Origin of the sequence: Acinetobacter pittii ATCC 19004 = CIP 70.29 (assembly GCF_000369045.1) — a bacterium.
Lineage (GTDB): Bacteria > Pseudomonadota > Gammaproteobacteria > Pseudomonadales > Moraxellaceae > Acinetobacter > Acinetobacter pittii.
In genome coordinates this window covers 36,003-50,261 of record NZ_KB849789.1, presented here as the reverse complement: position 1 = coordinate 50,261, position 14,259 = coordinate 36,003, and the positions used below count along the sequence as shown (strand labels likewise).

11 protein-coding genes, 4 tRNA genes and 1 pseudogene are annotated in these 14,259 nt (G+C 41.4%); 5 read left to right on the top strand and 11 right to left on the bottom strand.

The window, feature by feature from the left end; genetic code table 11:
* The first annotated feature begins 44 nt into the window (after positions 1-44).
* Together tcuA and tcuB are read left to right on the top strand one after the other, a co-directional pair.
* A complete protein-coding gene (tcuA, locus tag F928_RS10720; protein WP_002115886.1) occupies positions 45-1,451 on the top strand; it encodes an FAD-dependent tricarballylate dehydrogenase TcuA in 1,407 nt (468 codons plus the stop codon).
* On the top strand, positions 1,441-2,574 hold the full coding sequence (gene tcuB, locus F928_RS10715; RefSeq protein ID WP_002115909.1) for a tricarballylate utilization 4Fe-4S protein TcuB: 1,134 nt from the start codon (positions 1,441-1,443) through the stop codon (positions 2,572-2,574). The genes tcuA and tcuB overlap by 11 nt, the downstream gene beginning before the upstream one ends.
* A 79-nt stretch (positions 2,575-2,653) precedes the next feature.
* Here the strand turns inward: tcuB and F928_RS10710 are convergent, their stop codons facing one another.
* Positions 2,654-3,187 carry an HPP family protein gene (locus F928_RS10710; protein WP_002115845.1) on the bottom strand — a complete coding sequence of 178 codons (534 nt, stop codon included), beginning with the start codon at positions 3,185-3,187 and terminating at the stop codon, positions 2,654-2,656.
* A gap of 98 nt (positions 3,188-3,285) precedes the next feature.
* On the opposite strand from F928_RS10710, the gene F928_RS10705 reads away from it, so the two are divergent.
* On the top strand, positions 3,286-3,834 hold the full coding sequence (locus F928_RS10705) for a TetR/AcrR family transcriptional regulator (protein WP_005075174.1): 549 nt from the start codon (positions 3,286-3,288) through the stop codon (positions 3,832-3,834).
* 14 nt (positions 3,835-3,848) lie between these two features.
* On the top strand, positions 3,849-4,508 hold the full coding sequence (locus tag F928_RS10700) for a VOC family protein (protein WP_002115930.1): 660 nt from the start codon (positions 3,849-3,851) through the stop codon (positions 4,506-4,508).
* An 84-nt stretch (positions 4,509-4,592) separates the two neighbouring features.
* Here F928_RS10700 and F928_RS10695 read toward each other — a convergent pair whose 3' ends face one another.
* The 3 genes from F928_RS10695 to gcdH all read right to left on the bottom strand — a co-directional run bounded on the left by F928_RS10695 (position 4,593) and on the right by gcdH (position 8,643).
* On the bottom strand, positions 4,593-5,822 hold the full coding sequence (locus tag F928_RS10695; RefSeq protein ID WP_002115864.1) for a CaiB/BaiF CoA transferase family protein: 1,230 nt from the start codon (positions 5,820-5,822) through the stop codon (positions 4,593-4,595).
* Positions 5,823-5,873: 51 nt separating this feature from the next.
* The gene (locus F928_RS10690; protein WP_005075173.1) at positions 5,874-7,196 is read right to left on the bottom strand and encodes an MFS transporter; all 1,323 of its coding nucleotides are present in this window, start codon (positions 7,194-7,196) and stop codon (positions 5,874-5,876) included.
* Between the two features lie 226 nt (positions 7,197-7,422).
* The gene (gene gcdH, locus F928_RS10685; RefSeq protein ID WP_002115928.1) at positions 7,423-8,643 is read right to left on the bottom strand and encodes an acyl-CoA dehydrogenase; all 1,221 of its coding nucleotides are present in this window, start codon (positions 8,641-8,643) and stop codon (positions 7,423-7,425) included.
* 245 nt (positions 8,644-8,888) lie between these two features.
* On the opposite strand from gcdH, the gene gcvA reads away from it, so the two are divergent.
* Complete coding sequence (gene gcvA, locus F928_RS10680; RefSeq protein ID WP_002115881.1) at positions 8,889-9,836, top strand: LysR substrate-binding domain-containing protein; 948 nt, start codon at positions 8,889-8,891, stop codon at positions 9,834-9,836.
* A gap of 103 nt (positions 9,837-9,939) precedes the next feature.
* Here the strand turns inward: gcvA and F928_RS10675 are convergent.
* The 7 genes and pseudogenes from F928_RS10675 to argJ form a co-directional block, all read right to left on the bottom strand.
* Positions 9,940-10,902, bottom strand: a pseudogene (locus F928_RS10675) (zinc-binding dehydrogenase); the annotation flags it as partial.
* 257 nt (positions 10,903-11,159) lie between these two features.
* Positions 11,160-11,236: transfer RNA gene (locus F928_RS10670), tRNA-Pro, on the bottom strand.
* A gap of 4 nt (positions 11,237-11,240) precedes the next feature.
* A tRNA-His gene (locus F928_RS10665) sits at positions 11,241-11,316 on the bottom strand.
* A 33-nt stretch (positions 11,317-11,349) separates the two neighbouring features.
* A tRNA-Arg gene (locus tag F928_RS10660) sits at positions 11,350-11,426 on the bottom strand.
* A 56-nt stretch (positions 11,427-11,482) separates the two neighbouring features.
* Positions 11,483-11,559, bottom strand: a tRNA-Pro gene (locus tag F928_RS10655).
* 142 nt (positions 11,560-11,701) lie between these two features.
* Positions 11,702-12,766: a quinolinate synthase NadA gene (gene nadA, locus F928_RS10650; protein WP_002115913.1), complete on the bottom strand. Its 1,065-nt coding sequence runs from the start codon at positions 12,764-12,766 to the stop codon at positions 11,702-11,704.
* Between the two features lie 146 nt (positions 12,767-12,912).
* Complete coding sequence (gene argJ / locus F928_RS10645) at positions 12,913-14,133, bottom strand: bifunctional glutamate N-acetyltransferase/amino-acid acetyltransferase ArgJ (protein WP_002115919.1); 1,221 nt, start codon at positions 14,131-14,133, stop codon at positions 12,913-12,915.
* Between the last annotated feature and the right edge of the window lie 126 nt (positions 14,134-14,259).

Below are 14,259 nucleotides of genomic sequence, written 5' to 3'. Positions count from 1 at the left end.
CCTTTTAAAGCTACATTAGCCCTAGCTGAGAAAGGGAGAAATCCATGCATGATGTGATTGTAATTGGTGGTGGGAATGCCGCACTGTGTGCCGCGCTCACGGCAAAAGAAAGCGGCGCTTCTGTGCTTGTCATAGAGGCAGCACCTAAAGAATGGCGTGGTGGTAACTCACAACACACTCGTAACCTTCGCTGCATGCATGACGCTCCTCAAGACGTATTGGTCGATGCCTACCCCGAAGAAGAATATTGGCAAGACCTACTTAAAGTGACTGCAGGCAAAACCAATGAGCACTTAGCCCGTCTGGTCATTCGTAGCACTGCAACCTGCCGCGACTGGATGCGTAAACATGGGGTGAATTTTCAGCCGCCACTATCGGGTGCTTTGCATGTTGCACGTACCAATGCCTTTTTTATGGGTGGTGGTAAAGCTCTCATTAATGCGTACTACCGCAGTGCCCAAGAACTTGGTATTGAAATTTTATACAGCACAAAAATTAAAGATCTAAAGTTAAATCAAGGACATTTTGAAGCTGCAATTGCTGAAGATGGACGTGTGTTTAAAGCAAAAAGCTGTGTATTGGCCGCAGGTGGTTTTGAGTCAAATCTTGAATGGTTAAGAGAAGCATGGGGACAAAATGAAAACGGCGAATGGCCTGCCGATAATTTCATTATTCGTGGTACCCGCTTTAATCAAGGCAACTTGCTCAAATTTATGATAGATCAAGGCGCCGATATTATTGGTGACCCATCGCAATCGCACTGTGTCGCCGTAGATGCACGCGCACCCTTATATGACGGTGGTATTTGTACTCGTATTGACTGCGTTTCCTTGGGAATTGTGGTCAATAACAAAGCTGAACGTTTTTATGATGAAGGCGAAGACTTTTGGCCAAAACGTTATGCGATTTGGGGCCGTCTTGTTGCCAAACAGCCACAGCAAATTGCTTATTCGATTATTGATTCAAAAGCCATTGGTCGTTTTATGCCACCTGTATTTGCTGGCGTAAAAGCAAATAGCATTCAAGAGTTAGCCGAAAAAATCGGGCTAGATGTCAAAACCTTATGCCATACCGTAGAAGAATTTAATCAAGCCTGTGTGCAAGGCACCTTTAACCATACCGTTTTAGATGACTGCACCACCGAAAATATTGTTCCCAACAAAACCCACTGGGCCGTTCCTCTCGACCAGCCACCCTTCTATGCCTATGCCCTTAAGCCCGGCATTACCTTTACCTATTTAGGCTTAAAAGTAGAAGACGATGCTGCTGTGCGTTTTAACAATAAGCCAAGCAGCAACCTGTTTGTCGCAGGTGAAATGATGGCAGGTAACGTACTTGGTCAGGGTTATACCGCAGGCGTTGGTATGTCAATCGGAACGTCATTTGGGCGAATTGCCGGAAAAAATGCCGCCCACTATGCACTTTCACAAGGAGTTGAACATGAATGCTAATAGTAAAGCCCTAATTCCAGTTGTTCAGCTCTCTGACCATGAGCAAGAAGTCCAAAGAGCTCTACAGATTTGTAATGCTTGTCGCTACTGTGAGTCTTTTTGCGCTGTATTTGCGGCTATGACCAAACGTCTTGAGTTTAACCAAGCCGATATTCATTACCTCGCAAACCTCTGCCATAACTGTGGTGCGTGTTTACATGCTTGCCAGTATGCCCCACCTCATGAGTTTGGGGTAAACATTCCTAAAGCGATGGCACAAGTACGTTTAGAAACTTACCAAGAATTTGCGACCCCTCAGCCTTTAGGTCGACTTTATAAGTCTGTAGGTATTCCTTTTGTCTCGGCTTTAACACTTATTTTCTTTTTTTGCATGTTAGCCGTAGTGTGGTGGAAAGGCACTGACTTATTTGCAGGCTATCAAGGTAATTTCTATGCGATTTTCCCGCATAACTTTTTAGCCCTACTTTTTGGAGCAACCTTTACAGTTGCCATTGTTTTACTCGGCATTGGAATTAGCAAATTCTGGCGACAAACCTCTAAAGTCATTCACGGCAAAGTTGAGAAACCCGATCTGGTTCAAGCCACTCAAAATGTATTAACGCTTAAATATTTAGATGGCGGTCATGGCAAAGGCTGTAATGAGCAAGATGATCGTTATACACAAATCCGCCGTGTGTTCCATCACCTGACGTTTTATGGCTTTATGCTCTGCTTTGCAGCTACAGGTGTAGCGACTTTATATCACTATTTTCTTGATCTACATGCACCTTATCCTTACCTAAGCTTGCCTGTGATTTTAGGAACTTTGGGTGGAATCGGCTTAGTTATCGGGCCTGCTGGCTTGCTCTATTTAAATCTTAAACGTCATCCGTTGCATGGTGACCGTGAGCAAAAACCTGTAGATCGAGGCTTTATTTTCCTTCTACTTATCGTTAGCGCTTCAGGGCTAGCACTTATGGCATTTCGTAATACCCCTTACATGGCACTTTTACTGATTTTCCATTTAGCTACGGTCATGACCTTCTTTATTACCATGCCATTTGGAAAGTTCGCACATGGTTTTTACCGCAGTGCTTCTTTACTCAAATTTGCCATCGAAGAACGTATTTCCAAGAAATCATAATTTCATTCAAAAGTATTCACTATCTTGGCATAGTGAATACTTTTATTATTTCTTAAGTTCAAAATACTTCATAGCTTCCCTACTTTTTACTGTTTAAAATTCCTAAGCCATACATCGGCCACTTGGTACTCGCTTTAATATTATTAATGAGTATCGCCACTAAAACTAAAGACACTGCGCCGACCAAAACAGGGAAAATTAAGAAACTCCACTCATAATGTATGCTGCTTGCGGTGAGCAAAATAACCAAAGGATTCGCTCCAGCAGGTGGATGAACGCATTTAAACACTTGCATGAGTGCAATGGCACAGCCCACTGAAAAAGCAATTGTAAAAATGGAAACACCGACAAATTTTAGAAAAAACAACCCCACAAAAGCCGAAATAAGATGCCCAAATACAATATTTCTGGGCTGTGCCAAAGGTGACTGCGACACGGTATAGAGCAATACACAGGTCGCACCAAACGGCGCCATGATAAAGATATTATGTGTGAGCTTACTCAACCACAAAAGTATAAAAATACTAACTGTACCCCCAATAAGGCTTCGCAAAATATCAACTTTATTGGGCGATGGAGCCAGTTTTTCTTTGCCATAAAAAATAGAGAACATGATTTTTATTCCTTAGCCAGACATTGCTTTTTAAAAAGCATATAGATAAAATCTCAAATAGTACAGATCTGTACTATTTTATTTTTTGGAAAAGACTCATGTCAAAATCTGCCTTAAAAATATTAGATACAGCCGAGAAGTTATTTAATGAAAATAGTTTTGTCGGGGTTGGCGTCGACCTGATTCGCGATGAATCTGGCTGCTCTAAAACCACCATGTACACGTACTATAAAAATAAAAATCAACTGGTTAAGTCTGTACTCGTTGCACGTGATGAACGCTTTAAGCAAAGTCTTTTGGGCTATGTAGGAGATACAACAGGGTTAGAAGCCATCAATAAGATTCTGGATTGGCACACCAACTGGTTTAGGCAAGATTTTTTTAAAGGCTGTTTATTTGTAAGAGCTGTCGCAGAATCTAACCAAGACGATCAAGACATTATTTCTATTTCTAAAGCCCATAAACAATGGATTAAAGTGTTGATTGCGCAAAACTGCAATATACCCAATGGTGAAGCTTTATCTGAGCTGATCTATACGGTGATTGAAGGACTCATTAGCCGCTTTTTAGTCGATGGTTTCGATGAAACACTTGCGACAAACATGAAAAACTCTATTAATCAATTATTTAATATTCATAAACATTAGCATGAGAACTTAAAATGGAAGTGGACCATATTTTTATTTGTGTACAATCAGGCGCTCCCGAAGCTGAAACTTTAAAAAAATTCGGTCTAACAGAAGGTTCATCCAACAAGCATCCGGGTCAAGGTACAGAAAACAGACGCTTTTTCTTTAAAAATAGCTTTATCGAATTAATCTTTTTAAATAACCCCGAAGAAGCCTCAAGTGATCTCACAAAACCGACTCTGCTTTTTGAGCGACTAAGTACTCAAAATAATATCGCGTCCCCTTTTGGTATTTGTTTTCGTCCTAAAAATAAAGATGATAACAGCGCAAAATTTCCTCATTGGGTTTACAAGCCAAGCTATTTACCAGCCAGCTTAGAAGTAAATGTTGCCAAAGACTCTGTTGTATCTGAGCCAATGTGGTTCTTCCTCTCATTTGCTTCACGACCAGACCTTGCTGCGAAAGAAAAACAACAACCACTTGTGCATAGCAAAGATTTATCAGAAATCACCTCAATTAAGGTTTCTATTCCAAACCTCGAACAGCACCCTACTTCGTTACTGTTCAATACGCTTGATGATTTTGAAGTGACTGATGGATCGGAGCATTTAATGGAAATTAGTTTTGATCATGAACATCAAGGAATAATTCATGATTTCAGACCAGAGCTGCCGCTTATTTTTAAATATTAAAACGCTTAGTTTCTAATAAAAACTGTGATTTATTGCAAATCACAGTTTTTATTTAAATTGAATCACATTAAAAATGACAATAGCTTAAGCAATTTTCCCATCAATAATGCCTTTCTCCTTTAATGCAGCAAGCTCTTCTGCTGTTTTAAATCTCGATAAGATTTGAGCAGTATGTTCACCTAGTTCTGGCGGTGCATGATGATATTCAACTGGAGTATCAGACAGCTTGATTGGTGAGCCAATGGTTTGGAAGTTTTCATTTAAACGATGAGGAATATTCACCACTAAATTGCGATGCACGATTTGTGGTTCAGCCAAAGCATCTTCAATAGAGTTGATAACACCTACGGGTACTTTTAAGGCATGAATCATATCAACCCATTCTTTAGCAGTTTTTTGCAAAAAGTGCTCGGACAATAAAGGAATCAGTTCATTTCGATATTTTACGCGGTCCTGATTACGGACAAACTTTTCATTTTCGAGTAACTCTGGATAACCGATCGCAATACACAAATCTTTAAACTGCTTGTCATTACCGCAAGCAATAATAAATTCTTTATCTTTGGCCTTAAAAGTTTGATACGGCACAATACTTGGGTGTTGATTACCCATGCGCTGCGGGGCCTTATTTGAGGCTAAATAGTTCATTCCCTGATTTGCCAGTGCCGCGACCTGTACATCAAGGAGTGACATATCAATATATTGACCACGTCCTGTGTGCGAACGTGCAATCAAGGCAGCTTGAATGGCTATGGTTGAATACAATCCCGTTTGAATATCTACTACAGCTACACCAACCTTTTGCGCCCCACCACCTGCCACCTCATCAGGCTCACCAGTAATGCTCATTAAGCCAGACATACCTTGAATAATAAAATCATAGCCGGGCTCTTCTGCACGTGGGCCATCTTGTCCAAAACCGGTAATCGAGCAATAAATAATATTTGGGTTTAACTCACTTAAGGAAGCATAGTCCAAACCATATTTAGCCAAAGACCCTGTCTTATAATTTTCAATGACAACATCGGCAGTCTTTACAATTTCATAAATTAAGGCCTGACCTTCGGGTGTAGTTATGTCTACCGCAACCGAATATTTATTGCGGTTGGTACACTGGAAATAACCAGATTCACGGGTCATGTTTCCATCGTGATCGGGCATCCATGGTGGACCCCACATACGGGTGTCATCACCGACTCGAGGACGTTCAATTTTAATCACTTCTGCGCCAAGGTCTGCCAAGATTTGCCCACACCAAGGCCCAGCAAGCACACGACTTAAATCTAAAACCCGAATTCCTTGTAATGCACCCATAACGATACCCTTATCTTTTTAGAAGGTATTAACGCACCTTCTTTTCATTGTTTATGATTGTCTTTGTGGATCGTACTGACGATCTTTAATAAATAAGCCCGGCAATACACCCGCAACAAAATACGCAGCGCCCATCACAATAAAGGCCATGGTAAAAGTTCCACCCGATGCTAAGAAACCAATCGTGGCTGGTGCAATAGCAGCCCCGACACGACCAATGTTATAAGCACCGCCAATGGCTGTTCCGCGCACATCGGTTGAAAAACTTTCAGCCATATAGGTCGCGTTCACACCGTATGGAATGCCATATAAGAATCCAAAAGTGATCAATAAATACAAAATATTGTCAGGAGTATTGAAGAAAATAATGATTGGCAAGAACACAGCGCTGGCAATTGTTCCAAATACAAAAACAGCACGGCGGTTAAATTTATCAGCAAGATAGCCCGCTAAAATTTTGCCTAGAATCATTGCAGTATATGAACCCACCATATAACTGGTTAAGTTTTTAAAGTTCATATGCACTTCTGTTTCTAAATAACTTGGCATCCAGTTGTTAATGCCGTAATAACCAAACTGTAAGAAGAATGCTGTGGTCATCCACAATAAAAACATCTTACGGTGCTTAAAATTATTAAAAATTTGCTTATAGATACTGCCACTTTTCGGCTTTTCAGCCACCACTCTTTCTTTAGGTTGTCTATTGCCTTGCAAGCTTTCAATTTTGGTGAGCTGCCAAGATTTTGGCTCTGGTACAAATCGTTGCAGGAAAATATTAACAAAAGCAGGCACCACGGTCAGGAAGAATAAAACACGCCAGCCATGATCTGGAATAATTGCGCCAGCTAAGAGTGTCGCTGCAATATAACCTACGGTCTGACCCGTCTGTAGCGTGCCCAAGACCGTTGTCCGGTACGTGGTTGGCACATATTCAGCCATTAAGGTATTACAAGCCATATAGAGTGCTCCGATTCCTAAAGCACCAATAAAACGTAGAGCCATAAATTGCTCGAAGCTTTGCGTAAAGCCTAACAAACAAGTCGCTACCGAAAAGAAGGTTACCGAGTTGGCAATGGTTCGTACGCGACCAAACTTATCACATGCCCAACCACCCAAAATACCGCCAATACCCATACCCGCCAAAGAAGCACTGCCTAAGGCACCCGCTTGAAAGGTACTTAAACCAAACTCTGCCTTTAAACTGGTCAAGCTATAAGACAGCAGCATAATATCTATGCCATCGACCACCATCGCAAAATAGGCAAATAACAATGCCCATTTCCATGTATTTGGTCCAATCTTTTCATATGTTCCTAGGTTACTTGGAAATGTAGTTCTTAACTCTTTTGATATTACTTGAACGTCATTGTTCATCTTTAGTTCCTCATTTTCCCAAATGAGTCATCGATAGCTTACTTATGTTTTCTGTATGACTTAATCTTCTATACTTTTCATCATCTTACATTTAGTTTTAAGTACACAGAGGCACATCTTTACATGAGTATCCTTACGATGAATCTTGTCATTTTCCATAAATTTTTGCGTAAAAAATCCCTAAAGGTGCTCTCGAAAGAACACCTCTATCTTTTAAATGAATGAGTTAGTTACTAAATGCTGCGATGCCTGTTTGTGCACGACCTAGAATTAAAGCATGAACGTCATGTGTACCTTCATAGGTGTTCACAACTTCAAGATTGACCAAATGACGTGCCACACCAAACTCGTCACTAATACCGTTTCCACCCATCATGTCACGCGCCATGCGGGCAATATCAAGTGCTTTCCCACAGTTATTACGCTTAATGAGAGACGTGCCTTCAACTGAAGCAATACCTTCATCTTTCATACGGCCAAAACGTAAAGCCACTTGCAAACCCAAAGCAATTTCAGTTTGCATATCTGCCAGTTTCTTTTGAATCAACTGATTTGCAGCCAACGGACGACCAAATTGTTTACGGTCCATAGTGTATTGATGTGCAGTATGCCAGCAGAACTCGGCAGCACCCATTGCACCCCATGCAATGCCATAACGGGCGCTATTTAGACAGGTAAATGGGCCTTTTAAACCTCGAATTTCAGGAAACGCATTTTCTTCAGGTACAAAAACGTTATCCATCACGATTTCACCTGTAATGGATGCACGTAAACCGACCTTGCCATGAATTGCTGGTGCAGATAGGCCTTCCCAGCCCTTTTCTAAAATAAAGCCGCGAATATCACCAACATTGCCTTCAGCAGAAACTTCTTTTGCCCAGACTACAAATACATCGGCAATTGGGCTATTGGTAATCCACATTTTTGCGCCAGTCAAACGGTAACCACCATCAACTTTTTTAGCACGGGTAATCATACTGCCCGGGTCTGAGCCATGATCAGGTTCTGTCAAACCAAAACAACCAATATATTCACCCGTAGCTAGTTTAGGTAAATACTTTTGCTTTTGCTCTTCGCTACCAAATTCATGAATCGGAACCATAACCAATGAGCTTTGCACGCTCGCCATAGAGCGGTAACCCGAATCGACATATTCAATTTCACGTGCAACCAAACCGTAACTCACATAGTTCAAACCCGCGCCGCCATATTGCTCAGGAATGGTTGGCCCCAGTAAGCCAAGCTCTCCCATTTCACGAAAAATAGATGGATCTGTTGTTTCATGACGGAATTGTTCAAGTACACGTGGTTGCAAACGTTCTTGGCAATAGGCATGAGCTGCATCACGAATCATGCGCTCATCTTCGGTAAGCTGTTGCTCAATTAAAAATGGGTCTTGCCAGTTAAATTGAACTTTTGCTTTTTTTGTTGTCACCATGTGATTCATCGCATCCTCTGCTTGATTTGATCTTCTTTATTTAACTCGATGTTATGCGTGAAAAATGCAGTAATCAAACGATAAATGTTCATGCAGATATGCGACTTACGCATATTTAAAATAAGATGTATTAAATTTAGATATTTAATTCGTTGTATTTCATTAAAAATGGCTTATTTTTATACTAAACTCTGCTCTCTGCATTTAGGTCATATGCTGTTTTGAAATATGACGACAAATAAAAGGATTTATTTATGCGAAGAAGTATCCCATCCATTCAGGGCCTGATTTGCTTTGAAAGTGCAGCAAAACATCTAAGTTATACCTATGCTGCCCAAGAGTTATGTATTACCCAAAGTGCAGTCTCGCGCCAAATTCAACAATTAGAAGATTTCTTGGGCGTTGAACTCTTTATACGTACTCGGCATGGCGTTGAACTGACCATTGCAGGTCAGCAGTATTTTAAAAGCATTAAACCTTACTTGTTAGGACTAGAGAAATGTACAGCCGATGTGATTTCTCATAAAGGTTTAGGTGGCACACTAAAGTTAGGTGTAGTACCTACCTTTGCAACGCGCTGGTTGTTACCCAAGCTCCATCTTTTAAATCAAAAACACCCTGAAATTACGGTTCACTTAGAAACCAGTACCAAGCCCTTTTTATTTAATGACAATATTTTTGATGCTGCTATTTTTGCAGGTACGCAGCAGCAAATTGATCACTGGCCCGGCATACAAGCACATTATTTAATGGATGAAGAAATTGTACCCGTGTGCTCGCCGAGGCTCATCGAAAAGTATTTTCCAGATGCAGTCATGATCAATGAAAATACCTATGATTTAAGCTCGGAAGATTTGCTGAAAATTCCCCTACTACAACAAACCACTCGGCCTAGCATTTGGCAAGAATGGTTTCTAACTCATCACATGCAGCACCCGAAACCTTTTGATGGACAACGCCATGAGTTATTTTCAATGCTTGCTGTTGCTGCTAGCCATGACATGGGAATGGCCCTAATTCCGCAAATGTTGATTGAATCTGAACTACAAAAAAAAGAACTGGTGATTGTTTCCAATAAAAAACTTAAAGGTAGCCGAAAGTACTATCTCATCCATTCGACCCAAGACATCACACCGACCATTCAGAAATTTGTTGAATGGATTTACCAAGAACTAGAACAACTAAAGAGCAATACAAATTAGCTCAGCAGTTTTTATTTATGCTCAATATTGCGATCTATACTCATAAAAAAGATTGTGATTAATGAGATCACAACCTTTTTAGTTAAGCGCAAATGACTTTGAATTAATGACTCATCAATTGAATATCTGAACCACTACGTTTCGGGTCAATCAAAATTTTGGCATGCTGTTCAGGGTCACGTAACGCTTCAAATGCACTCGTAACACCCTCTAAACCGACAACACCTGTAATCAGCGGTGAGCAGTTCACTTTACCTTCTGCAATCATGTGTAGAGCATCTCGAAACTCAAGTGGTGTATATCCCAACACAAACTGAATTTCTAACTCTTTATTAATTGCAAGTGCGGGTTCTATTTTGTCACTTTGCATGCACACGCCCACCCCGATAATTCGGGAAAACAAAGGTGCACCTTCAATAATTTGCTGTAAAACACCCGGTACGCCCACACATTCAAAAATAACAGGACGTTTTGGCAGAGCACCTAACTTATCAATCATGCGCCATCCATGCCACCACGGTAAGCGAGTCGCTTGCAACTTATCAAACAGCCCCATACCCATGTTAATTGCATCAGAAACATTGCCAAGCAAACCAAACTCTTTCCAGTTGGCAAATGGCGATGTCTCTTTAGGGTCTACCACAATATCTGCACCGCATTGCTCGGCAAGCTTACGGCGGTTTGGTGAAAAGTCGCTGGCAACTACAGTTTTAACCCCAGCTGCTTTAAGCATTAATATGACACCTAGCCCGACAGGACCACAGCCAATTACAATCGCAGGTTCACTTGTTTTTACACGGCTAAGGCGAACAGCATGCAATGCAACTGCCATAGGTTCAGTCATAGCAGCACTATCTGCATCTAGACCATTGGGTACTCCAAACATCAAGCTTGATTGAGCCAATACTTGCTCGGCATAACCGCCCGAAGCATTTGGAGAAAGCCCTGTAGACAAATAACCATGCTGATCTACATTTAAAAGCGGCATTGCGCAAACAAGTGTATCGGCTTTAAATTTATGACGTGTTTTTGGACCATAGTCTAAAACCTTGCCACAAAACGAGTTAAGGCAGAAATATCAATAACAGAGAACAGAGAACAGAGAACAGAGAACAGAGAACAGAGAACAGAGAACAGAGAACAGAGAACAGAGAACAGAGAACAGAGAACAGAGAACAGAGCTTATATAAAGAAGTTCAAAGATTGGAGTATGTATGAATTAAAATTTCGAACTAGAAAACAAAAAAATTTCTTCTATCTGTAAGACTAGAAGAAATGATTTTAATATTTGGGATATTTTTAAAGCTTGAACGCTTTTAAATATGGTCGGAGCAGTAGGATTCGAACCTACGACCCCCTGGTCCCAAACCAGGTGCACTACCAGGCTGTGCTATGCTCCGAAATTGGGGTGAATGACGGGATTCGAACCCGCGACAACTGGAATCACAATCCAGGGCTCTACCAACTGAGCTACATCCACCATCAAATAAGTTCTATGTACCAAGCTACCAAATGGCGCGCCTGACAGGATTCGAACCTGTGACCATCCGCTTAGAAGGCGGATGCTCTATCCAACTGAGCTACAGGCGCTTAACCGATGATGCTTATCATGCGATACTTCGCCGATCTTAAAATATTATTTTAAGTGGTCGGAGCAGTAGGATTCGAACCTACGACCCCCTGGTCCCAAACCAGGTGCACTACCAGGCTGTGCTATGCTCCGATCTATCTCAGCTTTTGCTGTATCGCACATCGTGCGGTACGGTGTGCATTCTAGGCGCGACGCCCTCAGACGTCAACACCTATTCTCAAAAAAAGTTAAAAATCCTTATCAAATGTATATTTAACAAGCATTTTGAGGTTTTTTAACGTTTTAACGATGCACTAAAGGCTAACATTCGATCTAAAGGCATTTTGGCACGTTCAGCAAGCGCTGGATCGACGTGTATTTCCTGATCACCTTTTTGTAAAACTTCTAAAATTCCGTCAAGTTCATTCATTGCCATCCACGGACAGTGCGCACATGAACGACAAGTTGCCCCCTCACCCGCTGTTGGCGCTTCAACTAAAATCTTATTGGGTACTGCTTGCTGCATTTTGTAGAAAATACCGCGGTCAGTTGCCACAATGAGTCTTTCGTTTGGCAAAGTCTGCGCAGCTTTAATGAGTTGAGAAGTACTACCTACTGCATCTGCAATTTCTACAACCGATTCTGGCGATTCTGGATGTACCAATACAGCAGCGTCTGGGTACAGTGCTTTCATGTTGGCAATACCACGCGCACGGAATTCTTCATGCACAATACATGCGCCATCCCAAAGCAACATATCTGCACCAGTTTTCTTCTGAATATAGCGACCTAAGTGCTGATCTGGTGCCCAAATAATTTTTTCACCTAAGCTGTCTAGATGCTCAACAATTTCAACCGCACAGCTTGATGTCACGACCCAATCTGCACGTGCTTTAACAGCAGCCGATGTATTAGCATAAACAACTACGGTATGGTCAGGGTGCTGATCACAAAATGCCGTGAACTCATCAACTGGGCAACCCAAGTCGAGTGAACAGGTTGCTTCAAGTGTCGGCATTAAAATTGTTTTTTCAGGAGACAGGATTTTTGCTGTTTCTCCCATAAACTTAACACCAGCCACAACCAGTGTAGAGGCTGCATGATCTCGTCCAAAACGGGCCATTTCTAAAGAGTCAGAAACGCATCCACCTGTTTTTTCGGCAAGTTCTTGTACTTCAGGGTCGCAATAGTAATGAGCAACAAGGACAGCATCACGTTTTTTGAGCTCTGCTTCGATCTGCGCAAACTTTTGTTGTTTTGCTTCTTCACTTAAGCGATTGTCTTTTGGCTCACCTAAACGGTCTAAATGCGCTTGTACAATGTTTTTTGCATCGTTGGCAATTAAAGTCGCATCACTCATAAAACGTCTTCTCTATCCTTCATGCTGGCATACCTGCTCGCATATAACGTTACTGCTTAAATGATTTACGGATTGAATCATTTAATATCAAAAGATGGGGCTAATAAAAAAAAGCCTCTTTGTCGAGGCTTGATTATAACTGATATTTAAGAACGGTAATCAGCATTAATTTTGACATAGTCGTAAGATAAGTCACAGGTATATACCGTGTCTTTGGCCTGACCACGTCCTAAATCAACACGAATGGTAATTTCGATTTTTGCCATAACGCGCGCACCCGCTTCTTCGGTATAGTCCTCAGCTGCGCCACCATCTTTACAGATTTGTACATCGTCTAACCACACTTGAATTTTAGACACGTCTAAGTCTTTAATGCCTGCATAACCAATCGCAGCTAAAATACGCCCCCAGTTCGGGTCCGATGCAAAAAGTGCAGTTTTGACAAGTGGTGAATGCGCAATGCTATATGCAATGTCACAACATTCTTGAGTATTTGCGCCGCCTTCTACAGCAACAGTAATAAATTTCGTCGCACCTTCACCATCACGGACAATTAACTGGGCTAAACGATTCATTACACGAGCAAGAACTTCTAACACTTTAGCGTAGCGTGCATCGCTGTCCGATGTAATTTCAGCGCCACCCGCCTGACCTGTTGCTACGAAAATACAAGAGTCATTAGTCGAAGTATCGCCATCAATCGTAATACGGTTAAATGAATGCTCAACCGTGGTTTTTAGTAGCTTGTGTACTAAATCACGGCTAATAGGTGCATCTGTTGCCACGAAACTTAACATGGTTGCCATGTTCGGGCGGATCATTCCAGCGCCTTTACTAATACCTGTCATGGTATAAGTAATGCCATCAAGTTCAAATTGTTCAGATGCGCCTTTAGGCACAGTATCTGTTGTCATAATGCCAGTTGCAGCATCATTCCAAGCAGCATCTTGTACGCTATTTAATGCAGGCTGAAGACCAGCAAGTAAGCGCTCCATCGGAAGCTGCTCACCAATCACACCTGTAGAAAATGGAAGCACTTCAAAACTATTAACACCAGCAAGCTCCGCTAACTTTGCACAAGTATCCTGAGCGTTTTTCAAACCTGTAGGTCCGGTACCTGCATTGGCATTACCCGTGTTAATTACTAAATAGCGAGGATTACCTTCGGCAAGATGAGCTTTAGAGACATGAACAGGTGCTGCACAGAATGCATTTTGAGTAAATACACCAGCAACATTTGAGCCTTCTACAAACTCAAAAATGACTAAATCTCGTCGGTTTTGGTAACGTACATATGCTTCTGTTGAGCCAATTTTTACACCTTTTACCACATGCATTTGTGGCATTGTTACGTCACCGACAGCCATTTTTAGAACATCCAAAGTTTGTTAAATAAGATCAATATTTCAAAAAAAGCGATGCAATAAAGCACCGACCTTATGAAATATCATTGTGAACAGCTTAGTAGAAAAGTCTAAAAAAATCGAGCGCAA

Coding starts and splice junctions, on each gene's coding strand:
- argJ (WP_002115919.1), bottom strand. CDS start 14,133: ATGGCTGTCGGTGACGTAACAATGCCACAAATGCATGTGGTAAAAGGT.
- tcuA (WP_002115886.1), top strand. CDS start 45: ATGCATGATGTGATTGTAATTGGTGGTGGGAATGCCGCACTGTGTGCC.
- gcdH (WP_002115928.1), bottom strand. CDS start 8,643: ATGAATCACATGGTGACAACAAAAAAAGCAAAAGTTCAATTTAACTGG.
- F928_RS10690 (WP_005075173.1), bottom strand. CDS start 7,196: ATGAACAATGACGTTCAAGTAATATCAAAAGAGTTAAGAACTACATTT.
- F928_RS10705 (WP_005075174.1), top strand. CDS start 3,286: ATGTCAAAATCTGCCTTAAAAATATTAGATACAGCCGAGAAGTTATTT.
- tcuB (WP_002115909.1), top strand. CDS start 1,441: ATGAATGCTAATAGTAAAGCCCTAATTCCAGTTGTTCAGCTCTCTGAC.
- nadA (WP_002115913.1), bottom strand. CDS start 12,766: ATGAGTGATGCGACTTTAATTGCCAACGATGCAAAAAACATTGTACAA.
- F928_RS10710 (WP_002115845.1), bottom strand. CDS start 3,187: ATGTTCTCTATTTTTTATGGCAAAGAAAAACTGGCTCCATCGCCCAAT.
- gcvA (WP_002115881.1), top strand. CDS start 8,889: ATGCGAAGAAGTATCCCATCCATTCAGGGCCTGATTTGCTTTGAAAGT.
- F928_RS10700 (WP_002115930.1), top strand. CDS start 3,849: ATGGAAGTGGACCATATTTTTATTTGTGTACAATCAGGCGCTCCCGAA.
- F928_RS10695 (WP_002115864.1), bottom strand. CDS start 5,822: ATGGGTGCATTACAAGGAATTCGGGTTTTAGATTTAAGTCGTGTGCTT.